Source organism: uncultured Streptococcus sp., from assembly GCF_963521255.1.
Lineage (GTDB): Bacteria > Bacillota > Bacilli > Lactobacillales > Streptococcaceae > Streptococcus.
This window is the reverse complement of record NZ_CAUQTU010000015.1, coordinates 21725-41419: the sequence shown is the minus strand read 5'-3', so window position 1 is coordinate 41419 and position 19695 is coordinate 21725. Positions and strand designations below refer to the sequence as shown.

At 39.8% G+C, this 19695-nt stretch carries 27 protein-coding genes, 11 tRNA genes and 1 pseudogene; 34 read left to right on the top strand and 5 right to left on the bottom strand.

Annotated features, from left to right (window positions below; translation table 11 throughout):
• Window positions 1-59 precede the first annotated feature (59 nt).
• The 19 genes and pseudogenes from RWP09_RS09350 to pcp all read left to right on the top strand — a co-directional run bounded on the left by RWP09_RS09350 (window position 60) and on the right by pcp (window position 9007).
• Window positions 60-130 (top strand) — tRNA-Gly (locus RWP09_RS09350).
• 34 nt (window positions 131-164) lie between these two features.
• Window positions 165-238, top strand: a tRNA-Ile gene (locus RWP09_RS09345).
• A gap of 8 nt (window positions 239-246) precedes the next feature.
• Window positions 247-318 (top strand) — tRNA-Glu (locus tag RWP09_RS09340).
• Between the two features lie 4 nt (window positions 319-322).
• Window positions 323-412: transfer RNA gene (locus RWP09_RS09335), tRNA-Ser, on the top strand.
• Between the two features lie 10 nt (window positions 413-422).
• Window positions 423-496, top strand: a tRNA-Met gene (locus tag RWP09_RS09330).
• Between the two features lie 3 nt (window positions 497-499).
• A tRNA-Phe gene (locus RWP09_RS09325) sits at window positions 500-572 on the top strand.
• 12 nt (window positions 573-584) lie between these two features.
• A tRNA-Tyr gene (locus tag RWP09_RS09320) sits at window positions 585-665 on the top strand.
• Between the two features lie 4 nt (window positions 666-669).
• Window positions 670-740, top strand: a tRNA-Trp gene (locus tag RWP09_RS09315).
• Between the two features lie 14 nt (window positions 741-754).
• Window positions 755-827 (top strand) — tRNA-His (locus tag RWP09_RS09310).
• A 12-nt stretch (window positions 828-839) separates the two neighbouring features.
• Window positions 840-911 (top strand) — tRNA-Gln (locus tag RWP09_RS09305).
• A 9-nt stretch (window positions 912-920) separates the two neighbouring features.
• A tRNA-Leu gene (locus tag RWP09_RS09300) sits at window positions 921-1004 on the top strand.
• A gap of 100 nt (window positions 1005-1104) precedes the next feature.
• Window positions 1105-2382, top strand: a complete 1278-nt coding sequence (locus RWP09_RS09295) for a gamma-glutamylcysteine synthetase (RefSeq protein ID WP_314436980.1) — start codon at window positions 1105-1107, stop codon at window positions 2380-2382.
• Between the two features lie 75 nt (window positions 2383-2457).
• Window positions 2458-3942, top strand: coding sequence for a threonine synthase (gene thrC / locus RWP09_RS09290; RefSeq protein ID WP_314436977.1), 1485 nt, complete (start codon window positions 2458-2460; stop codon window positions 3940-3942).
• Window positions 3943-4002: 60 nt separating this feature from the next.
• Window positions 4003-5283 carry an MATE family efflux transporter gene (locus tag RWP09_RS09285; protein ID WP_314436974.1) on the top strand — a complete coding sequence of 427 codons (1281 nt, stop codon included), beginning with the start codon at window positions 4003-4005 and terminating at the stop codon, window positions 5281-5283.
• A 3-nt stretch (window positions 5284-5286) separates the two neighbouring features.
• Complete coding sequence (locus RWP09_RS09280; protein WP_314436971.1) at window positions 5287-5910, top strand: HAD family hydrolase; 624 nt, start codon at window positions 5287-5289, stop codon at window positions 5908-5910.
• 162 nt (window positions 5911-6072) lie between these two features.
• On the top strand, window positions 6073-7251 hold the full coding sequence (locus tag RWP09_RS09275; protein ID WP_314436968.1) for a LysM peptidoglycan-binding domain-containing protein: 1179 nt from the start codon (window positions 6073-6075) through the stop codon (window positions 7249-7251).
• Window positions 7252-7449: 198 nt separating this feature from the next.
• Window positions 7450-7875 (top strand): MarR family winged helix-turn-helix transcriptional regulator, encoded by a 426-nt coding sequence (locus RWP09_RS09270; protein WP_314436965.1) that lies wholly within the window; start codon window positions 7450-7452, stop codon window positions 7873-7875.
• A gap of 10 nt (window positions 7876-7885) precedes the next feature.
• A pseudogene (locus RWP09_RS09265) lies at window positions 7886-8249 on the top strand (DUF1304 domain-containing protein).
• Between the two features lie 113 nt (window positions 8250-8362).
• Window positions 8363-9007: a pyroglutamyl-peptidase I gene (gene pcp, locus RWP09_RS09260; protein ID WP_314436962.1), complete on the top strand. Its 645-nt coding sequence runs from the start codon at window positions 8363-8365 to the stop codon at window positions 9005-9007.
• Between the two features lie 25 nt (window positions 9008-9032).
• On the opposite strand, the gene RWP09_RS09255 is transcribed toward pcp, so the two are convergent.
• The 5 genes from RWP09_RS09255 to RWP09_RS09235 form a co-directional block, all read right to left on the bottom strand.
• Window positions 9033-9890, bottom strand: a complete 858-nt coding sequence (locus tag RWP09_RS09255) for a DUF975 family protein (protein ID WP_314436958.1) — start codon at window positions 9888-9890, stop codon at window positions 9033-9035.
• A gap of 106 nt (window positions 9891-9996) precedes the next feature.
• Entirely contained in the window at window positions 9997-11142 is a 1146-nt protein-coding gene (locus RWP09_RS09250; protein ID WP_314436955.1) for a site-specific integrase, read from the bottom strand.
• A 162-nt stretch (window positions 11143-11304) separates the two neighbouring features.
• A complete protein-coding gene (locus tag RWP09_RS09245) occupies window positions 11305-12234 on the bottom strand; it encodes an HIRAN domain-containing protein (RefSeq protein WP_314436952.1) in 930 nt (309 codons plus the stop codon).
• Window positions 12235-12245: 11 nt separating this feature from the next.
• A complete protein-coding gene (locus RWP09_RS09240) occupies window positions 12246-12629 on the bottom strand; it encodes an ImmA/IrrE family metallo-endopeptidase (RefSeq protein ID WP_314436949.1) in 384 nt (127 codons plus the stop codon).
• A gap of 12 nt (window positions 12630-12641) precedes the next feature.
• Window positions 12642-13007, bottom strand: a complete 366-nt coding sequence (locus tag RWP09_RS09235; RefSeq protein WP_050200267.1) for a helix-turn-helix domain-containing protein — start codon at window positions 13005-13007, stop codon at window positions 12642-12644.
• A 284-nt stretch (window positions 13008-13291) separates the two neighbouring features.
• Here RWP09_RS09235 and RWP09_RS09230 point away from each other — a divergent pair, with 284 nt between their 5' ends.
• From RWP09_RS09230 to RWP09_RS09160, 15 genes are all read left to right on the top strand, one after another.
• Window positions 13292-13438: a hypothetical protein gene (locus tag RWP09_RS09230; protein ID WP_172448391.1), complete on the top strand. Its 147-nt coding sequence runs from the start codon at window positions 13292-13294 to the stop codon at window positions 13436-13438.
• Window positions 13431-13634: an XRE family transcriptional regulator gene (locus RWP09_RS09225; RefSeq protein ID WP_314436938.1), complete on the top strand. Its 204-nt coding sequence runs from the start codon at window positions 13431-13433 to the stop codon at window positions 13632-13634. Before RWP09_RS09230 ends, RWP09_RS09225 begins: the two co-directional genes overlap by 8 nt.
• A 142-nt stretch (window positions 13635-13776) precedes the next feature.
• Window positions 13777-14484, top strand: a complete 708-nt coding sequence (locus RWP09_RS09220) for an ORF6C domain-containing protein (RefSeq protein ID WP_314436935.1) — start codon at window positions 13777-13779, stop codon at window positions 14482-14484.
• A gap of 98 nt (window positions 14485-14582) precedes the next feature.
• On the top strand, window positions 14583-14873 hold the full coding sequence (locus tag RWP09_RS09215; protein WP_314436932.1) for a hypothetical protein: 291 nt from the start codon (window positions 14583-14585) through the stop codon (window positions 14871-14873).
• 10 nt (window positions 14874-14883) lie between these two features.
• Complete coding sequence (locus tag RWP09_RS09210; protein WP_314436930.1) at window positions 14884-15198, top strand: hypothetical protein; 315 nt, start codon at window positions 14884-14886, stop codon at window positions 15196-15198.
• A gap of 12 nt (window positions 15199-15210) precedes the next feature.
• Window positions 15211-15507 carry a hypothetical protein gene (locus RWP09_RS09205; protein ID WP_314436927.1) on the top strand — a complete coding sequence of 99 codons (297 nt, stop codon included), beginning with the start codon at window positions 15211-15213 and terminating at the stop codon, window positions 15505-15507.
• Entirely contained in the window at window positions 15500-16300 is an 801-nt protein-coding gene (locus tag RWP09_RS09200) for a phage replisome organizer N-terminal domain-containing protein (RefSeq protein WP_314436924.1), read from the top strand. The genes RWP09_RS09205 and RWP09_RS09200 overlap by 8 nt, the downstream gene beginning before the upstream one ends.
• A gap of 139 nt (window positions 16301-16439) precedes the next feature.
• Window positions 16440-17210, top strand: coding sequence for an ATP-binding protein (locus RWP09_RS09195; RefSeq protein WP_314436922.1), 771 nt, complete (start codon window positions 16440-16442; stop codon window positions 17208-17210).
• A 14-nt stretch (window positions 17211-17224) separates the two neighbouring features.
• The gene (locus RWP09_RS09190; protein WP_314436919.1) at window positions 17225-17419 is read left to right on the top strand and encodes a hypothetical protein; all 195 of its coding nucleotides are present in this window, start codon (window positions 17225-17227) and stop codon (window positions 17417-17419) included.
• Complete coding sequence (locus RWP09_RS09185) at window positions 17419-17646, top strand: hypothetical protein (RefSeq protein WP_314436917.1); 228 nt, start codon at window positions 17419-17421, stop codon at window positions 17644-17646. Before RWP09_RS09190 ends, RWP09_RS09185 begins: the two co-directional genes overlap by 1 nt.
• A gap of 86 nt (window positions 17647-17732) precedes the next feature.
• Window positions 17733-18086, top strand: coding sequence for a single-stranded DNA-binding protein (gene ssb, locus RWP09_RS09180; protein WP_314436916.1), 354 nt, complete (start codon window positions 17733-17735; stop codon window positions 18084-18086).
• 189 nt (window positions 18087-18275) lie between these two features.
• Window positions 18276-18797 (top strand): DUF1642 domain-containing protein, encoded by a 522-nt coding sequence (locus RWP09_RS09175; protein WP_314436914.1) that lies wholly within the window; start codon window positions 18276-18278, stop codon window positions 18795-18797.
• Window positions 18794-18985, top strand: coding sequence for a hypothetical protein (locus tag RWP09_RS09170; RefSeq protein WP_314436912.1), 192 nt, complete (start codon window positions 18794-18796; stop codon window positions 18983-18985). Before RWP09_RS09175 ends, RWP09_RS09170 begins: the two co-directional genes overlap by 4 nt.
• Complete coding sequence (locus RWP09_RS09165) at window positions 18982-19242, top strand: DUF1372 family protein (protein ID WP_314436910.1); 261 nt, start codon at window positions 18982-18984, stop codon at window positions 19240-19242. Before RWP09_RS09170 ends, RWP09_RS09165 begins: the two co-directional genes overlap by 4 nt.
• Window positions 19242-19694: a hypothetical protein gene (locus RWP09_RS09160; protein ID WP_314436908.1), complete on the top strand. Its 453-nt coding sequence runs from the start codon at window positions 19242-19244 to the stop codon at window positions 19692-19694. Before RWP09_RS09165 ends, RWP09_RS09160 begins: the two co-directional genes overlap by 1 nt.
• Window position 19695 lies beyond the last annotated feature (1 nt).

Sequence of the window (19695 nt, the reverse complement as noted above, 5' to 3'; positions counted from 1 at the left end):
GAGAGCATCTGCCTTACAAGCAGAGGGTCAGCGGTTCGATCCCGTTAACTCCCATTTAAGCGGGTGTAGTTTAGTGGTAAAACTACAGCCTTCCAAGCTGTTGTCGCGAGTTCGATTCTCGTCACCCGCTTTGAACTTTGTTCAAATTACCAAGTTTTTAACTTGGGCGCGTAGCTCAGGTGGTTAGAGCGCACGCCTGATAAGCGTGAGGTCGGTGGTTCGAGTCCACTCGTGCCCATAAAGTTTGGTCCGTTGGTCAAGGGGTTAAGACACCGCCTTTTCACGGCGGTAACACGGGTTCGAATCCCGTACGGACTATTTTGGAGGATTACCCAAGTCCGGCTGAAGGGAACGGTCTTGAAAACCGTCAGGCGTGTAAAAGCGTGCGTGGGTTCGAATCCCACATCCTCCTTTTGTATTAACGCGGGATGGAGCAGCTCGGTAGCTCGTCGGGCTCATAACCCGAAGGTCGTAGGTTCAAATCCTGCTCCCGCAATAAGGCTCGGTAGCTCAGTTGGTAGAGCAATGGATTGAAGCTCCATGTGTCGGCGGTTCGATTCCGTCTCGCGCCATTTATATATTTTGGAAGGGTAGCGAAGAGGCTAAACGCGGCGGACTGTAAATCCGCTCCTTCGGGTTCGGGGGTTCGAATCCCTCCCCTTCCATTTTACGGGCATAGTTTAAAGGTAGAACTAAGGTCTCCAAAACCTTCAGTGTGGGTTCAATTCCTACTGCCCGTGTTAATAGAATTATGGCGGGTGTGGTGAAGTGGTTAACACACCAGATTGTGGCTCTGGCATGCGTGGGTTCGATCCCCATCACTCGCCTATTTATATTATTGGGGTATAGCCAAGCGGTAAGGCAAGGGACTTTGACTCCCTCATGCGTTGGTTCGAATCCAGCTACCCCAGTTACTATTTGCCGGCGTGGCGGAATTGGCAGACGCGCTGGACTCAAAATCCAGTGTCCGCAAGGACGTGCCGGTTCGACCCCGGCCGCCGGTATAGTATAGAGTTAAGGAACGTGGTATATCTTCGTTCCTTTTTATATTATTTTTGGTATAATAATAGTTATTCAAATTTTATTATGAAAGTGTAGGGAAGTATGTCTCGTTCTATCGATTTATTAAAACATCGGTATTTGAAAAATATTAAAGAAAATCCTGAATTGTTTGTTGGGATTGAGCTGGAATATCCTGTTGTAAACTTGGAAGAGGATGCTACAGATGTTGAAGTTATCAAGCATTTATTTGGATATCTAGTTTCTGATTTGGATTTAACTGTAGAAAAGGTTGATGATTTTGGGTATCCTATCCAGTTAGTAGATCCAGTAAGTCAGGATGCTATTTTATTTGAAGTTTCCTATACTACGATTGAGTTTGCATTTGGCAAGGCTGAAACGATTCAAGAGGTCGAAAATCGTTTTAACAATTATATGGATGTGATTCAGAAAAAGTTAGCTGAATCAAATCATGCTATTGTTGGCTGTGGTATTCATCCCAACTGGGATAAAAATGAGAATTGTCCAGTGGCTTATCCACGCTATCAGATGTTGATGGATTATTTGAATTTGAGTTGCAATGTGACTGAGTCAGACTTACATCATTTCCCTGAATACGGAGCGTTTATTTGTGGGAGTCAGGTTCAGTTGGATGTTTCAAAGTCTAACTACTTACGAGTGATTAATGCTTTTACCCAAATTGAAGCAGTTAAGGCTTATTTATTTGCCAATTCTGAGTTTACAGGTGCGGATTGGGATACAAAAATCTCAAGAGATATTTTCTGGGAAGAATCGATGCATGGTATCTATCCAGAGAATGTTGGTGTCAATGCTAGACTCTTTAAAGATGAGGATGATTTTTTTGATTATCTAGATCATTCTGCAATTTTTACTGCGGAACGTGATGGACAAACATATTATTTTTATCCGATTCAGGCTAGGGACTATTTAGCTACATCTGAAATCCAAGCATATGCTCTTAATGGGGATGAGATTCTTATTTACCCTCAAGAGAAGGATTTTGAAACTCATCGTAGTTATCAGTACCAAGACTTAACGACTCGCGGAACAGTTGAGTTTCGTAGTGTGTGTACTCAACCTCTAGATAGAACCTTCGCTTCAGCAGCTTTTCATTTAGGATTGTTGGTTAATTTAGATAAGTTAGAAGCTTACTTAGAAACAGCATCTTTCTTTGAAGCATTTGGTCGTAATTACAAGTTTTTAAGACGACAATTTTCTAAGAAGAAGCTTACAGGTGAGGAAGAAACTGCGATTATTGAATTTTCCAAAGACTTACTCCTGCTAGCTGAGGAAGGACTGGAGATGCGAAATAAGCAAGAAACGATCTATTTACAGCCTTTGAAAGAAGAATTGGGACTATAATTTCTCTTATAAAGGGAGAATTTTCTGAAAAATCATGATATAATGGAAGAGACTATAGATAAAGGATAGAGAGTAATGACATTAGTTTATCAATCAACGCGTGATGCCAACAATACAGTAACTGCTAGCCAAGCAATTTTGCAAGGTTTGGCGACGGACGGTGGTTTGTTTACACCGCTTACTTATCCAAAGGTAGATTTGGACTTTGACAAATTGAAAGATGCTTCTTACCAAGAAGTGGCTAAGTTAGTTTTGTCAGCATTTTTAGATGACTTTACAGCTGAGGAGTTGGACTACTGTATCAACAATGCTTACGATAGCAAATTTGATACTCCAGCTATCGCGCCATTAGTGAAATTAGACGGCCAATATAACTTGGAACTTTTCCATGGTTCAACGATTGCCTTTAAGGATATGGCCTTGTCTATCTTGCCATACTTTATGACAACAGCTGCTAAGAAACATGGTTTGGAGAACAAGATTGTCATCTTGACAGCGACATCTGGTGATACTGGGAAAGCTGCTATGGCAGGGTTTGCGGATGTGCCTGGAACTGAGATTATCGTCTTTTATCCAAAGGATGGTGTCAGCAAGGTTCAAGAGTTGCAAATGACCACTCAGACTGGCGACAATACTCATGTTATCGCTATTGATGGTAACTTTGATGATGCCCAAACAAATGTGAAGCATATGTTTAACGATGTGGCTCTTCGTGAAAAATTAGCGGCAAACAAGTTGCAATTTTCGTCAGCTAACTCTATGAACATTGGCCGTTTGGTACCACAAATTGTTTATTATGTTTATGCTTACGCTCAGTTGGTCAAGACTGGTGAGATTGTAGCTGGTGATAAGGTCAACTTCACAGTACCAACAGGAAACTTTGGAAATATATTGGCTGCCTTTTATGCTAAACAAATCGGTCTTCCAGTAGGTAAATTGATCTGTGCTTCAAATGACAACAATGTTTTGACAGACTTCTTCAAGACACGTGTTTACGATAAGAAACGTGAGTTTAAGGTGACAACTAGTCCATCTATGGATATTTTGGTATCTTCAAACTTGGAGCGTTTGATTTTCCATCTTTTGGGTAATGATGCGGTTAAAACAGCTGAACTCATGACTGCCTTGAATAGCCAAGGTCAATATGAGTTGACTAATTTTGATACAGAGATTTTGGGCCTCTTTGCAGCAGAGTATGCGACTGAGGAAGAAACAGCGGCAGAAATCAAGCATGTTTATGAGTCAGATTCTTATATCGAGGATCCACATACGGCGGTCGCCTCAGCAGTTTATAAGAAATACCAAGCTGCTACTGGCGATGCGACTAAGACAGTGATTGCTTCAACAGCTAGTCCATACAAGTTCCCGGTAGTTGCAGTAGAAGCTGTAACGGGGAAAGTTGGCTTAACTGACTTTGAAGCCTTGGCTCAATTACATGAAGTCTCAGGAGTAGTTGTGCCACCTGCAGTTGATGGGCTTGAGACAGCTCCTGTTCGTCACAAGACAACAGTAGCAGCTGCTGATATGCAAGCAGCGGTTGAGGCTTATCTAGGACTTTAAGACAGAGGGAGTAAACTCGGTTGGGAAACCAACTGAGTTTCTTTTCATCAGGAGGAAGGATTGTTTAAGAAAAATAAAGAAATTCTTAATATTGCTTTGCCAGCTATGGGCGAAAACTTTTTGCAGATGCTCATGGGGATGGTGGACAGTTATCTGGTCGCTCACTTGGGCTTGATAGCTATTTCGGGTGTATCAGTAGCTGGCAATATTATCACGATTTACCAGGCGATTTTCATCGCTCTGGGAGCTGCTATTTCCAGTGTTATTTCAAAAAGTTTGGGGCAGAAGGATCAGTCGAAGTTAGCCTATCATGTGACTGAGGCGTTGAAGATTACCTTACTATTAAGTTTCCTTTTAGGAGTTTTGTCCATCTTCGCTGGTCAAGAGATGATAGGACTTTTGGGGACGGAGAGAGATGTAGCTGAGAGTGGTGGACTCTACCTATCTTTGGTGGGCGGATCGATTGTTCTCTTAGGTTTAATGACTAGTCTGGGAGCTTTGATTCGTGCAACGCATAATCCACGTTTACCTCTTTATGTTAGTTTTTTATCTAATGCCTTGAATATTCTTTTTTCAAGTCTAGCTATTTTTGTTCTGGATATGGGGATAGCTGGTGTTGCTTGGGGGACAGTTCTGTCTCGCTTGGTTGGTCTTGTGATTTTATGGTTACAATTAAAACTTCCTTATGCGAAGCCAACTTTTGGACTGGATAAAGACTTACTGACTTTGGCAATACCAGCAGCTGGAGAGCGGCTCATGATGCGAGCTGGAGATGTCGTTATCATTGCCTTGGTCGTTTCTTTTGGAACGGAGGCAGTGGCGGGAAATGCGGTCGGAGAAGTCTTGACCCAGTTTAACTACATGCCTGCCTTTGGTGTGGCTACAGCAACAGTCATGCAAGTGGCTCGAGCAGTTGGAGAGAATAATTGGGAAAGAGTCGCTAGTTTGAGAAAGCAAACCTTTTGGCTTTCTCTGGTCCTCATGTTACCCTTGACCTTCAGTATCTATGCTTTGGGTATACCATTAACTCATCTCTATACGACAGATCCTCTAGCGGTTGAGGCTAGTGTTCTAGTGACACTATTTTCACTACTTGGAACCCCTATGACGACAGGAACAGTCATCTATACAGCAGTTTGGCAGGGTTTGGGCAATGCTCGGCTTCCCTTTTATGCGACAAGTATAGGAATGTGGTGTATCCGCATTGGAATAGGATATCTGATGGGGATTGTGCTTGGTTGGGGTTTGCCCGGTATTTGGGCCGGAACCCTTTTGGATAATGGTTTTCGCTGGATATTTCTACGCTATCGTTACCAGCGTTATATGAGCTTGAAAGGATAGAAAATGCAAAAAACAGCTTTTATTTGGGATTTAGACGGGACATTATTAGACTCCTACGAAGCGATTTTATCAGGGATTGAGGAGACTTTTGGTCAGTTTGCTATTCCTTATGATAAGGAAAAGGTAAGAGAGTTTATTCTCAAGTATTCTGTTCAGGATTTACTTGTGCAGGTGGCAGAAGAGAAAAAACTGGATGTGGAAGTGCTAAATCAAGTGCGTGCCCAAAGTCTGGCTGAGAAGAATGCTCAGGTAGTTTTGATGTCAGGTGCGCGTGAAGTGTTGTCTTGGGCAGACCAAGTAGGAATTCAACAGTTTGTCTACACTCATAAGGGAGATAATGCTTTTGCTATTCTCAGAGACTTGGGGTTGGAATTCTATTTCACAGAGATTTTAACCAGTCAGAGTGGTTTTGCGCGGAAGCCAAGTCCAGAAGCGGCTATATATTTGCTAGACAAGTATCAGCTGAATCCTGATAACACCTATTATATAGGGGATCGAATTCTGGATGTGGAATTTGCCCAGAATAGTAGAATTCAAAGTATCAACTTTTTAGAATCGTCTTATGAAGGCAATCACAGGATTCAAGGGTTAGCAGATATTTTCCATATTTTTGAGGCTGTGCGATAAAAAGATTGTGTCAGTTTTGTGACAGAGACCTAACAAACTATTTCAAGTAACCGAGTTTGTTACAAGGAATGGACAGTTCTGTTAAATAGGCCCGAGAGGGCTTTTTTTCTGCATTTTTTGTGTTATGATAGACAGGTACTCATTTGAAAGGAATTTGAAAGAATGAAGAAAAGAATATTATTAGCCTCAACAGTAACCTTGTCATTTGCTCCAGTATTGGCAACTCAAGCAGAAGAAGTTCTTTGGGCTGCACGTAGTGTTGAGCAAATCCAAAACGATTTGACTAAAACGGACAACAAAACAAGTTATACCGTTCAGTATGGTGATACCTTGAGCACCATTGCAGAAGCCTTGGGTGTAGATGTCACAGTTCTTGCGAATTTGAATAAAATCACCAATATGGACTTGATTTTCCCAGAAACTGTTTTGACAACGACTGTCAATGAAGCAGAAGAGGTAACAGAAGTTGAAATCCAAACACCTCAAGCAGATTCTAGTGAGGAAGTGACAACTGCGACAGCAGATTTGACAACCAATCAAGTGACCGTAGATGATCAAACTGTTCAGGTTGCAGACCTTTCTCAACCGATTGCAGAAGCTCCAAAAGAAGTGGCATCAAGTTCAGAAGTTGCAGAGAAAATTGCTACTGCAGAAGAAGTGGCACCATCTACAAATACTTCAACGTCAGCGGAGCAAACAGCCGAAACAAGCAGTGCAGTTGCAGAAGCAGTTTCTCAGGCAACGACGCCAGCTGAGAAGCAGGAAACACAAGCCAGCCCTCAAGCTGCTTCAACAGTGGAAACAACTACAACTCCAGTAGAAGAAAAAGCAACCGAAACAACTGCAACAAGTTCAGAAGAAGCAAAAGAAGTCTCATCAAAAGAAGCTACAACAGCAGTTTCTACTTATCAACCAGAAGAGAAGAAAACAGTTTCAACAACTTACGCAGCTCCAGCTGCGCCCGATTATGCTGGACTGGCAGTTGCGAAATCTGAAAATGCAGGCCTTCAACCACAAACAGCTGCCTTTAAAGAAGAAATTGCTAACTTGTTTGGTATTACATCCTTTAGTGGTTATCGTCCAGGAGACAGTGGAGATCACGGAAAAGGTTTGGCTATCGATTTTATGGTACCAGAAAGCTCAGAACTAGGAGATAAGATTGCGGAATACGCTGTTCAAAATATGGCCAGCCGAGGAATTAGTTACATCATCTGGAAACAACGTTTCTATGCTCCATTCGATAGTAAATATGGGCCAGCTAATACTTGGAACCCAATGCCAGACCGTGGTAGCGTGACAGAAAACCACTATGATCACGTTCACGTTTCAATGAATGGATAAACCAGACTTTGTAATATCATTTTGACGAATGAGATCTAGCTTTCGTGATAGGAAGCGAGTCTCGTTCGTTTTTTATTTGTCAATTTGATTGGGAAGTTAGTGTTTTGTAATGGTTTAAGCAACATTCTTGTAATCTATTTTACTTTATATCATACTTGATTAATCAACTATTGATGAATCAATTAAAAGAAGAAAGAAATGCTAGAGATTCAAGATTTACTTTATCAACTCCGCTTGTCTGAGCAAGCGAGTACGCAATTGTTTGAAAAAAGACTTGGGATTAGTTTGACACGGTATCAGATTTTATTATTTTTGCTGGAGAATTCTCCCTGTAATCAAATAGCGGTTCAGGAGCGTTTGAAGATTGATCAGGCCGCCTTGACACGACATTTCAAGATTTTAGAAAAGGAAGGTTTAGTGGAGCGTCATCGCAATCCTGAAAATCAGCGAGAAGTGTTGGTAGAGGCTACGAGATATGCCAAGGAGCAGTTAGTGGTGAATCCCCCTCTGCAACATATCAAGGTTAAGGAAGAGATGGAAAGTATCTTAACAGAGTCTGAAAGAACAGAACTCAGCCGTTTATTAAACAAATTGGTTTTGGATATTGAAAATATAGAAATTTAAGGAGAAATAGATGTCAATTACTACAATTATTTTAGCAACAATCGTTGCTTTGGAGCATTTTTACATTTTTTATTTGGAAAGTTATTGCAACGCAATCAGAAGCGACTAGTCGTGTCTTTAACATGGACAATGAAGAATTGGCTCGTCCGTAAGTAAGTTCATTGTTTAAAAATCAAGGGATTTATAATGCTCTGCTAGGAGTCTTTCTCTTGTATGGCATTTATTTCTCACAGAATTTAGAAATTGTGACTATTTTTGTCTTATTTGTGATTGGGGCTGCGGCTTATGGTTCTCTTACAGCAGATAAGAAAATTATTTTGAAGCAAGGTGGGCCAGCTATTTTAGCCTTGATTAGCATTTTCCTTTTTAAATAAATTTGAAGGTCGATTCTAATCTCGCTAGTCCTTTTCAACTCCAGAATAAGGGAAATATGTTATACTTGTTTTTAAGAAAAAAGTCTCATTGAATTGGTTTTGAGGAGTTAGAAATGAAAGTATTAGTGACAGGTTTTGAACCCTTTGGAGGGGAAAAGGTCAATCCAGCTTTGGAGGCCGTTAAAGGTTTACCAGCTGAAATCCATGGCGCTGAGGTCCGTTGGCTAGAAGTGCCGACAGTCTTTCACAAATCGGCCCAAGTATTGGAAGAAGAGATAAACCGTTATCAACCTGACTTTGTCCTTTGTATTGGCCAAGCAGGTGGAAGATCTAGTTTGACGCCTGAACGAGTGGCCATTAATCAAGACGATGCACGCATCCCGGATAACGAAGGTAATCAACCGATTGACCGTTCTATTCGTCAAGACGGTGCTTCGGCCTACTTTAGCAGTTTGCCGATTAAAGCGATGGTTCAAGCTATAAAAAAAGAGGGATTGCCGGCCTCTGTTTCCAATACGGCAGGTACTTTTGTCTGCAATCATTTGATGTATCAGGCCCTCTATTTGGTAGAAAAAAAATTTCCACATGTTAAGGCAGGTTTTATGCATATTCCTTATATGATGGAACAGGTGGTGAATCGGCCTACTACTCCAGCTATGAGTTTAGTGGATATTAGGCGAGGGATAGAAGCAGCAATCAGCGCCATTATCGAACATGGGGATCAGGATCTCAAGTTGGTAGGCGGAGAAACTCATTGATAGAAAAAAGCTTGAGGGATCACCTTCAAGCTTTTGGACGTTTTCGAGCCAGTACTGCTCGGTAAAAAATTATTTTATTGATTTGAATGTAGGGTAGGAGTGAGAAACTAGCAATTCCAAAGGTAATCCAATTGAGGAAGTACCAAGGAAGGAGTTGTAGGTCTAGAATAAAGCGCTGAAATTTATAGCCTTTCATCAGGAAACGGCTGGTTTTTAGGATTTGTCCTGGTTTGGCTTGTCCTAAGTCTAGGGTGTCACAGAGGAGAAATTCTACCTGTGAATAGGCATAGTATTGTGGGATATAGAGACTATTTCCGACAATCATCAAGAGGATACTTGCTAGAAAGTAAAGACCAAAGGTCATGAGGAAACGCTCAGTTTCAACTGACGTGAGATCCAGATTGGGAAATTCAGGATGGATGGCAACGAATTTCTTGACTAAAAAGCTACTGTAAAAGAGGAAGTAAATACCAAGTAAACTAGGAATGCTCCATAAAAAGAGATAGAAGCGTTTGAGAAGGAGAGTCAAAAAGGTTTGTGAAAAGTGCTCTTCGTTAAATAGAGCCAGACTATTTTTGACGGATAGTTCTGTATCTGGATTCTTGATGAGTTTCAGAGTTGTATAAACTGAACTGGTTAGAAGTATTGTTCCGATAAAGGAGACTAATAGAGGAAAAAGGTAGGCTTGGAATACATGGCCAAACACACTTAAAAAGGATTGTTCTAAAATAGCCTCGTTGATACGCTTTAAGGGATTAAGGAAGCCAGACAAGATGACCAGCATGCTCGGTAAGAGATAGACGAGAAAGAGGCGGGGATTTTCAGTCTGAAATTGTCTGGCCTGCAGACGAATGGTTTTTAAATCAATTTTTGGGTATTTCATTCTCTCATTATACCATAAATAGTACATAGCTTGCTAATCGTTTGAAATCAGTGGGTTTCTAGCATGTCAACCAAAAGTGAATACGAGATTGAATACGACACTACTTTTAGCTGGAGCGGATGAAATCCATGAGCTGATTAACGACTTCAACACGTTGATTATCGTTGATGTGGGTATACATATCAAGGGTAGTTTGAACATTATTATGACCTAATCTGTCCGAAATAATTTTGGCTGTAACACCAGCTTCAAATAAGAGAGAAGCGTGTGTATGTCTAAATCCGTGAGGCGAAATTTTTTTAAGATTATTGTGTTTACGAAAGAATCTTAAAAGTTTCACTTTCATAGTTGCAGCCAAAAGCCATCCTCCTATGTCATTCGTAAAGATATAATTTGAATCATGATTATAAGGCACACTAGCCTGAAAATATTCTTTTATTTGCTGACGTTTCCAGAGTTTTAATACATTCAGAGTTTCATCATCTAAGGTGATAACCCTCTTACTCCTTTTGGTTTTAGGATCCTGAACAGTTTGCTTGTCACCAATTACGACAGCTGTCCGAGAAATGCTTAATAATTTATTTTTAAAGTCAACATCTGACCACATGAGTCCAATAGCCTCTCCAGTTCTCAATCCAGAAAAAGCAAGTAAGTGAAAAAAGGTATAGTCTACAGGCTTACAATTTGCTTTGTAAACTTTAAGGAACTCGGTTAGCTCCTGCTTTGTATAGTAGTTTTCTTTGCCCTTTAAAGGCCTATTTTTAGGCTTGATAATCTTATCTAAGGGATTTGACTTAATAATGTCAATAGAAATGGCATACTTGAAAATACGGCTGATGACAGAGTAGTAATTGGCATAGAGGATATAGCGATTGCTTAACTGGATAGCAACCTTTTGACAATAAGCTACACTGATCTGCTGGATTTTCATATCTGTAAAATACAAGTCAATCATAACATCAAGTTTCTTCTTAACATTCTGATAGGTCGTTGGCTTTACAGTGCTCTTATAGCTATCAAGCCACAACTCAGCGACTTCAGCGAAAGTAGGATTCTGGAAATCTTCATTGTTTGAAAAACCATTTTCTTCAACATCTAAGAGAAGGTCACGTTCGGCAGATTTTGCCTCTTTAATGGTTTTAAAACCACGGCGTGTAGTGCGTTTTTCTTTTCCAGTGGCGGGGTCTATGCCCAGATATGTTTGAAAGAGATATCTAGTCTCTCCTTTTTTTGTAATATATTTTTTTATCATAAAAAAGTCCTTTCTTTTCGATTGCTTGCCCGCATAGTTGAAAAGGTGTAGAACTTATGATAAACTATAGTTGTATTTTTTTATCATTCTTTCCATTGCTTGCTAGGTGGAAGGTTGAAACCTCACACTCAAAGATTGCCGTCGGAGAGCGTGGGGATTTTTTTATTTTTTAGCGAGACGCCATACTGTTAAATCTAAATAGTAAGTTAAGTCACTTTTACGAGAAACGACTCTCTCAGTTTCGATATTGAGGGTTTTATATGGTCCTCCTCTACCTGTAAGGATTGCATCATATCTGTAATTTGGATTAGAAATGTAGGATGAAACTTGTGTTGCAATCATAGCTGGTAAGTATCCGACAAAGATATTATTCACTAAAACCTTGACAGCATTTTTATCATGAGGGTTTGATGGTTCAGGCAGTAGATGAACATCTACTGTTTTTAATTTATTGTATTTATAAACTGTTTTATATGTTTCAAGCATATAAGATTTTAAACTCTTATTATCTTTTCCGAAATAGTGGATCCCTCCAGAAAGAAAATCAGCAGCAAGCTCAGCCTCTTCTTTATGATAATTTGTCCCCATCAACAAGAAATCATCATGGAAAACGATCTTATCAACACTAGGACCGCTATAATTCTCTATCTGTTTCTTTTTCTTTGTCTTTTTTTCTTGTTTTGCAGTGAAATGGCCGGTCAAAAACATTATGAAACCAAGGAGCAAAAGTATGACTCCGAATGGTGGAATTAGAAAAAGTAGTATTAGAGAAATTACTAGAAAAACTAGCGCTGTATCTTTGTAATCTTTTGCTGTGTATTGCTTTTTGCCGTTAGAGGCAAGAATAGATTGCTGTTTGTTGTTGACCACTTTCTTCTTTCTCTTTTTGGATGATTTAAACAAATCCGAAAGTCCAAAGGTTGTCTTATGATAAATCTTGTTATACATGGCTTTCTTTGGATTTTTAACCCATCCCATCCCTTTCTTACCATAGCCAGGGATAAGGGCTTTTTTAGCCTGTCTTTTCCATTTACTAGTAGTTCTAGCTTTTAAACTTCTGGTCAGACTTGGTTTTCTCATTCCTATTTTCATAACTTTCTCCTTTATCCAACTAGTGACTTATATTCCTCTTTTACCATGATTTCATTTGTCATGGTTTTTAGATTGTAGTAAGACATGAATTTGAGGTAATCAAACTCTGTGGGGTCGTCTAAGCTTTCTAGTGCATCTTTTACGAGATGATGGATCATATTCCTATCAGCTTCGTTTTCACAGCGTAGGCGAGCGTTCTGGTACTCTGAGCGTGTGTGGTCTTTGTGTCCGAGTTCATGCAGTAGTACCTTAACTCTCTCTTGTTTGCTGAGTTTATTAGATAAGAAAGCTGTGTTGGTTTCTTTTTCGTAAAATCCAAGTTCATCAGGTATTAGCTCACCGTCAAAATCGACAATGCGAACCTGAAAATGACTTATAATTTCTTTTTCGGTCACTAAGCAGTACCTCTAATCACCAGCTTCTTTGAGATAACCTTCAATGATAGACTGGATGATTTTCTTCTTTTCATCTGTTAATTCTCGGCCACCAAACATCATGACATTAGATGCCATTTCTTCAACGTTCAGGGTCTTCCCTTGCCAGATATACTCTTTTGAATCACCAGCGATAGCAGGATTATCCGTACGTCCTAGCAGATAGTCCGTGGAAACGTTGAAGTAGTCAGCAATTTCTTGAAGACGTTCAGCATTTGGTTTTTTGTTTTTCATACTATAGATTGTATTTCTACTATATCCTAATGTTTCTTCAAGAGAATTTATAGAAATTCCACGATTTTGGCAAAGTTCTTTTATTTTTTCGAACAAAGAAAACATTGATTTATCAACCTTTCTAATGCATGACAAAAAATATTTAAACTTTTGATTGTAAATCTATTGACAAAACACAATCTATAGTTTAGAATATTATTTGTAAGCTAAAGAGTTAGCGAATAAGACAACTAAAAAATAAAGCCTAATGAAACTGATTGGCGTCCGTTTTCTAGGTAGAAACTTACTTTTAGTAGGTCTTTTCTCTATGATTAAATTCTAAACTATAGATTGTTTTTTGTCAAGAAATTCGCTAACTTTTTAGATAATTTTTTAAAAGGAGGTCAGGGATGAACGAAGAAGACCTGAAAGAATTATTGGAACTCTTAGCGACAGATTATGGACGAGGGTATCTAGATGGAGTAGTTGGGGGACTTTCAATGCTTTTGAAAATTTCAAAAGAAGCAGAGAAATATAGAAAGGAAGAAGATGAGTAAAGAACTAAAGATAATCAAGGCTAAAATCAAAACTCGCTTGATTGAGATGGATATGACTCAAGCCGAATTGGCAAAACAAGTATCTGTATCATCATCAGTTATTTCAGAGCTACTGAAATATGGCAAAGGAAGTGATTATGTGAAAGAAAAAGTCACAGATGTTCTAGGAATTGAGAATCCTTGGAGAAATCACTGAGAGGTCCATACATGCAAGCAAAAATAATACTGAATTGGCAGAAGAAAAATCACCAACTTAGTCAGATGATGATCGATAGTCTTGAGGGACTAGATGTTTGGGAAACTATTTTAACACTAGGAAAAGTAAGAAGAGGGACATTATGAACGAAATTTTTAATTTTCACGGGCAGGAAGTCCGTACTTTGACAATCGATGACGAGCCGTGGTTCGTTGGGAAAGATGTTGCAGACATCCTAGGATATAGCAAGGCTAGAAATGCAATTGCTCTTCACGTTGATGAAGAGGACGCCCTAAAACAGGGCATCCCTACTAGTGGTGGAACACAGGATATGTTGATCATCAACGAATCTGGTCTCTACTCTCTTATCTTATCCAGCAAATTGCCTCAAGCGAAAGAGTTTAAGCGCTGGGTGACTTCAGAGGTCTTACCAGCTATTCGTAAGCAGGGTGGATTTATCCGTGAGGACTTGGACGAGGATGCTTTTATCGCTCTGTTTACTGGCCAGAAGAAATTGCGTGAACAGCAGGCGAACATGCTGGAAGATATCGACTACCTCAAGAGCGAGCAACCGATTCATCCAAGCTATGCTCAGTCGCTCCTGAAGAAGCGTAAGGCTAGGGTTGTGGCTTGCCTGGGTGGTATTGATAGTCCAGCTTATGCGGATAAGAATTTCGCTCAGTCGGTATTTAGACAAGCTGAGATTGATTTCAAGGATCATTTTAATATCAGTCGCTATGACTTGCTACCGAAGAAGTTTGCAGAAGCCGCATTGGCCTACTGGATGACGTGGGAGCCAAGCACAAACACCAAGATGAAAATTATGGAACTGAACGCTTATGTTTCGTAGATCAAAAAAGCACCTGACAGCAATCAGGCGCATACTTAAATAATTAAAACCATTATATCACAAAAATGCTTGCCCGCATAGTTGAGAGGATGTAGAAAATGGAAGGTATAACGTTACAATTACGATTGGATGGCGAAAGCGCTGAATTGTTCACGAATCAATTGTTGGTCTTTGCTGAAAAGCAGGTCAAGGAGCAGTTAGAGAATGATCGCATGCCAATCAATCAACAGGCTTTGATGAAGAAGTTCGGCTTTACTCATAGCTATGTTAAGATGCTAGAGCGTAAAGGATTAAGATTTCGTAAGCAGGGGAAAGATACTATGTACGATATCAATGATGTTTATGAAATTTTGGAATTAGAAAAACAAGTACTAAAATTAAGAGCATAAGGAGATAAAAATGTTTGAACCACCGATTTTAGACCAGCTGATGGGTGTTGGAGCCTTGCTGCTTGGTTTTGTGGGACTTTATCGTCACATCAAAATGCAAGAACAACGAGAGGAAGAAGAAAGACGAGAAGAGCAAGAATTTGCGTCTATGATTATCCAAGGCTACAATCACGCATTCGAACGTGGTAGAGAGGACAAATGGCAAGAAATTCGCAAGAATATTCGGCGAGACTTCACAGGATTCACCTACGACAACGAACGTCCTGAAGGCTTGCGTCCTGAGCCTTTAGCATTGCCAGAACCTAAAATGCACATCTTGAAGTGAGGAGGTCAGGGAATGGAAGAATTGATTGAATGGCTATTATGGCATGAGCGAGTGAATAAAGAAATGTTATCGTCTGATGAAGAAAAGTCTGATTTTGAAATATATTTAGAGGACGAGAACAGGAAAATTTCACTTATCAAAGAATACCTAACCGACTATCAAAAACTAGCTAATGACTATCATGATGTGGCCTCTCAAAATCGTCTGCTCAAGCTTGAAAAACTAGAGTTAGAAGGCAGGCATATCTATGAGGATATGCGGATGAAGTACCGTGCGAACCGTAGGAAGTGGGGGGCTCGGTATGTCTGAAATTAAGTGGATAAAAATCACAACGGATATTTTTGACGATGAAAAGATATGCCTGATTGATGCCTTGCCTGATCATGATGCTATTTTAGTTATTTGGTTTAAAATCCTCGCTTTAGCTGGAAAACATAATCGTAATGGCCTTTTGATGATGTCGGATAAGGTCCACTATACTGATGAAATGTTAGCTACTATTTTTCGTAGACCATTGAATACAGTAAGAATGGCTATTGGAGTCTTTGAACAGTTCGGGATGATTGAGATTATCGATGGAATCATTAGCCTGCCAAATTGGGAAAAACATCAAAACGTTGATGGAATGGAGAAAATCAAGAAACAGACACGTAATCGTGTAGCCAAATACCGTAAAAAACAGAAAAATCTTGCTCTTGGTAACGTTACAGGTAACGTTACAGTAACGGATGGTAACGCACTAGAAGAAGATAAGAATAAGAATAGATTAGATAAAGATAAGAGTAAGAAAAGAATAACTACTACTAGTAGTGGTAGTGAAGAAAATATCTTAGAACTTTTTCAATCTGAGTTTCGTAGACTCTTATCTGGATTTGAAATTGAAGAAATCAACCATCTACTAAATGAGAATGATGTGGATTTGGTAAAAGAAGCGCTGAAGATTGCTATGAACTCAGGAAAACCAAACATCAAATATGTTGGTGGTATTTTAAGAAATTGGCAGATGAACAATGTCTCGACTGTTGAGCAGGTTCGTCAATCAGAGAAGAAGAACAAGAATAAGAAAGAAGAACAGGAGGCTAAGGACGAATGGGGGTACTAGAACTAATTGAACACTTCGAGATTGACTATTATCCGTTGAGCTACGAGAAGAAAACTCTTTTAGCAGATCAACCAATTCATCAAGTGGTTGCCTGCTTGTCTGAAATGGCCAGCTGGCATGAATGCGGAGGTAGGCTAGCATGGTAGACAATGTATTTGAGGAAATCGCCTTATCTTATCGTAGGAACACAGAACAACAGGAAGAGCTTTGCAAAAAGCATAACATTCCTTTGATAAAGATATTGAGGACTGAGAGTGTTGTGTGCCGTATGTGTGAATCTGAGCGGATCCATGAAGAGAATCAGGCAAGAGTGAATGAACTGGCTAACGCTGAGAATGAGAGAGAGAGGAAATACTATCTAGAAAAGTTCTCTCTTTATGATGAGGTTTTGAAAAATGCGACTTTGGACAATTTTGAAACACCAACAGAAAAAGAAGCGGAAAAGTTAGCTTTTGCAAGGCGGATTTGTCGCGAGTGGTCCGAGGGCGCTAGGAACAACATTGTACTTCAGGGAGAAGCTGGAACTGGTAAGAGTCATTTGGCCTTTGCGATGGTTAAAGCTTTATCTGAGTACACGAAAGAGATTGCTATTTTCATCAACGTGACAGACTTGTTGATGAAGATTAAAGCTGATTTTAGTCAGGAAGAGTTTCTGGTCAATAAGATTGCGAGTGCTAAGTTTTTGGTTTTGGATGATTTGGGCATGGAAAAGGATAGTGAGTGGTCGTTTACTATTCTCTACAATATCCTGAATAAGCGTTCAAATACAATCATTACCACGAATTTGATTTCTGCTGATATTCAGAAAAGATATGGCAGACCCTTTATGTCAAGACTGATGAAGGGGGTAGATAAAGACCATTTGATGGTTTTCAATGATTTGACAAACAAGCGGAAGCAATATTTTTAGAATAGGGGTGACTGATGTTTATTTTAAAGCATGGTACAAGAGAGGATAAGCCGTTTCTAAGGTCCGCGGTTATCGGTGTGACTGGCTTGGACATTTCATGTTCCGAGGATAAGAAAGCTTTGCGGTTTGTTTCTCGGGCGGCAGCCTTACAGGTTGGCAAGGCTTTGAGGGGTTCCTTTGGGAACTTTTATCCTGTTGAGGTGGAGTGATGTTAGAGCTTTATTTCGTATACAACGGGCACTGCAAGTTTTTCCTTGGGAGGTTTGACAATGTCGGTGATCTCATTGAGCAGATGGAAGACCATCAGTGGGCTTTCTCGGCTATCACTCATCCAAGGTTTCAGAAGCACATCGGTCAGCGGACAACGCGATTTGACTATGGTGCTAAGGATTGTTACTATTTAGCGACTTTTTCAGGAGGAGAAGAAAATGATTGAACTTATTAAAGAATTCGGAATGGTGATTCTGTGGCTATTTCTCGGCTACTTAATCGGAGAACGTGCAGCAAGAAAGGAGAAGAAAGATGATCAATAACGTTACGTTGGTAGGGCGCTTGACGAAAGACCCTGAATTAAAATATACGCCGTCGAATGTTGCGGTTGCGACGTTTACTCTGGCGGTCAATCGGAATTTCAAGGGAGCAAATGGCGAGCGAGAGGCGGACTTCATCAACTGTATGATGTGGCGCAAGCAGGCGGAGCTGTTCGCAGAATGGTGCAAGAAGGGCAATCTGGTCGGTGTGACTGGTCGCATCCAGACAAGGAACTATGAGAATCAGGAGGGGCGCAGGGGCTATCTGACTGAGGTGGTCGCAGATGGTTTTGAGCGACTTGAAAAGCGTGATGATACAGCTAACCGTTCGAACATTGAGGAATAAATGCCAGGATACGCCCTTGAAGAAGATGATTTGTCGTTTTAGTGGAAGGTAAGAAATATGATTGGAGTAAGCTATCAGGAAATTCATCTCTGCCGTGTGTCAAATCGCTTGCTTTTAGCAGGTCTGAGGAACGTGACTTACTTAAAAAGAAAGTGAAAAACTGGAAGAAGAGAATAAAGGAGTTGGAAGATGAATAAGCAGGAATTGATTGATTATTGTAACGCCTTAAAAGAAAGTAAAAGTAGATTTATCAATTGTATTGATGTAGACAGAATTATCGATACAATCAAACAACTAGACGAACCCAAACCAGTCAAAGTTCCACCGTTTGTGGCGGTTTGGTATGAGATAAATAAAGAGAATTTAGATAAAAACATTGCATATCTTTGTTTGAATAATTGGGGAGAATTTATAAATGATAAGACTCTCTTTAACTGGATGTCGAATACAGATAACTTTATCCAAATTCTAATTAACATGCACCAATTCGGCTACGAGGTCGAGAAAGAGAGGCGGTATCGGATTTCTATGCCGAAAACTAGAAATTACATGAACAACGCTCAATTTTTGTGCGAAAAAGATGGCAAAATATTTTGGTGTGGTGAGTGGTATCCATTTAGAACTAAATTCACCCGCAAACAACTAGAAGAAGCGGACTTCGGCTGGGTGTTCGATTGTCCAGGGATTGAGATTGAGGAGGTGGAGTTATGAGGTTGTTCATGGAGTTCGTTGACGACGAAGAAAATACGGCAGTCGGGAAGCTCAATGAATACATTGAAAGAGCAAAAATAGCAACCGGTGGTAAGTCAAAAATAAACATTGTAGGTTACCAAGTTACACGTTATGAACAAATAAACAAAGAAAGAACTTACATTCTTGTCGAGGAGGTCATAGATTGAAACGATTCATAGTTATCTGGATTCTTCTATCTGCTGGATTAAACATCTGGCAGATGGACAGGATTCGAGATTTGGAAGAGAAGAAGCCAATGGTTATCTACAAGGCTGATAACGCAGGCGCTGAGATATTTGGCCGTGTCGTTGAGAAAGGACGACATGGGAAGCTGTATACAGTGACTATCAGAGATTATGGTATTTTCGTAGTCACTAGAGAGCAGTTTGAGAAGATTAGAGTAGGAGATGAGGTGTTACTATAATGGACGATATTTTACAAGCTTTAGCAAAAATGCTAAATATGACAGTTGACGAAGTAAGTTCTTTGCTTACGACATTTAAAGGGAATGCACCACAGATTTATGAAATGATCGTTAAAGAAAAGATGTTCTATGACGTCTTCCGTCTTTTTCAAATTATTTCAATTGCAATACTAGTTGTCTCTTCAGTGGCTTTAGCGTTTTCAATTATCACATATTTTATATATGATGGTGGTATTGTCTTTAACGAATATAGAGGTAAAACCGAAGAAGAAATTAAATTAGAACGCATTGAACGGAAAAGAAAGGAACTTAAACTACCAATAAAAGTTAGTTGCATTTCATCGAGCGCAAGCTTGATAACATTAGTTGTTTCAATTGTTTTGAAAGTAACTCTTGCGCCCAATTATATATTCATCGTGAATGAAATTTTACCAAGATTAACGAGAAGATAGG

What these genes read in the sequence shown, in the direction of transcription:
- RWP09_RS09200 (WP_314436924.1), top strand. Translation starts at nt 15,500, where the DNA reads ATGTCTGAAATTAAGTGGATAAAAATCACAACGGATATTTTTGACGAT.
- pcp (WP_314436962.1), top strand. Translation starts at nt 8,363, where the DNA reads ATGAAAGTATTAGTGACAGGTTTTGAACCCTTTGGAGGGGAAAAGGTC.
- RWP09_RS09280 (WP_314436971.1), top strand. Translation starts at nt 5,287, where the DNA reads ATGCAAAAAACAGCTTTTATTTGGGATTTAGACGGGACATTATTAGAC.
- RWP09_RS09235 (WP_050200267.1), bottom strand. Translation starts at nt 13,007, where the DNA reads ATGTTTTCTTTGTTCGAAAAAATAAAAGAACTTTGCCAAAATCGTGGA.
- RWP09_RS09250 (WP_314436955.1), bottom strand. Translation starts at nt 11,142, where the DNA reads ATGATAAAAAAATATATTACAAAAAAAGGAGAGACTAGATATCTCTTT.
- RWP09_RS09170 (WP_314436912.1), top strand. Translation starts at nt 18,794, where the DNA reads ATGAGGTTGTTCATGGAGTTCGTTGACGACGAAGAAAATACGGCAGTC.
- RWP09_RS09295 (WP_314436980.1), top strand. Translation starts at nt 1,105, where the DNA reads ATGTCTCGTTCTATCGATTTATTAAAACATCGGTATTTGAAAAATATT.
- RWP09_RS09160 (WP_314436908.1), top strand. Translation starts at nt 19,242, where the DNA reads ATGGACGATATTTTACAAGCTTTAGCAAAAATGCTAAATATGACAGTT.
- RWP09_RS09185 (WP_314436917.1), top strand. Translation starts at nt 17,419, where the DNA reads ATGTTAGAGCTTTATTTCGTATACAACGGGCACTGCAAGTTTTTCCTT.
- RWP09_RS09255 (WP_314436958.1), bottom strand. Translation starts at nt 9,890, where the DNA reads ATGAAATACCCAAAAATTGATTTAAAAACCATTCGTCTGCAGGCCAGA.
- RWP09_RS09215 (WP_314436932.1), top strand. Translation starts at nt 14,583, where the DNA reads ATGGAAGGTATAACGTTACAATTACGATTGGATGGCGAAAGCGCTGAA.
- RWP09_RS09245 (WP_314436952.1), bottom strand. Translation starts at nt 12,234, where the DNA reads ATGAAAATAGGAATGAGAAAACCAAGTCTGACCAGAAGTTTAAAAGCT.
- RWP09_RS09225 (WP_314436938.1), top strand. Translation starts at nt 13,431, where the DNA reads ATGAGTAAAGAACTAAAGATAATCAAGGCTAAAATCAAAACTCGCTTG.
- RWP09_RS09195 (WP_314436922.1), top strand. Translation starts at nt 16,440, where the DNA reads ATGGTAGACAATGTATTTGAGGAAATCGCCTTATCTTATCGTAGGAAC.
- RWP09_RS09270 (WP_314436965.1), top strand. Translation starts at nt 7,450, where the DNA reads ATGCTAGAGATTCAAGATTTACTTTATCAACTCCGCTTGTCTGAGCAA.
- RWP09_RS09210 (WP_314436930.1), top strand. Translation starts at nt 14,884, where the DNA reads ATGTTTGAACCACCGATTTTAGACCAGCTGATGGGTGTTGGAGCCTTG.
- RWP09_RS09175 (WP_314436914.1), top strand. Translation starts at nt 18,276, where the DNA reads ATGAATAAGCAGGAATTGATTGATTATTGTAACGCCTTAAAAGAAAGT.
- thrC (WP_314436977.1), top strand. Translation starts at nt 2,458, where the DNA reads ATGACATTAGTTTATCAATCAACGCGTGATGCCAACAATACAGTAACT.
- ssb (WP_314436916.1), top strand. Translation starts at nt 17,733, where the DNA reads ATGATCAATAACGTTACGTTGGTAGGGCGCTTGACGAAAGACCCTGAA.
- RWP09_RS09230 (WP_172448391.1), top strand. Translation starts at nt 13,292, where the DNA reads ATGAACGAAGAAGACCTGAAAGAATTATTGGAACTCTTAGCGACAGAT.
- RWP09_RS09190 (WP_314436919.1), top strand. Translation starts at nt 17,225, where the DNA reads ATGTTTATTTTAAAGCATGGTACAAGAGAGGATAAGCCGTTTCTAAGG.
- RWP09_RS09220 (WP_314436935.1), top strand. Translation starts at nt 13,777, where the DNA reads ATGAACGAAATTTTTAATTTTCACGGGCAGGAAGTCCGTACTTTGACA.
- RWP09_RS09205 (WP_314436927.1), top strand. Translation starts at nt 15,211, where the DNA reads ATGGAAGAATTGATTGAATGGCTATTATGGCATGAGCGAGTGAATAAA.
- RWP09_RS09275 (WP_314436968.1), top strand. Translation starts at nt 6,073, where the DNA reads ATGAAGAAAAGAATATTATTAGCCTCAACAGTAACCTTGTCATTTGCT.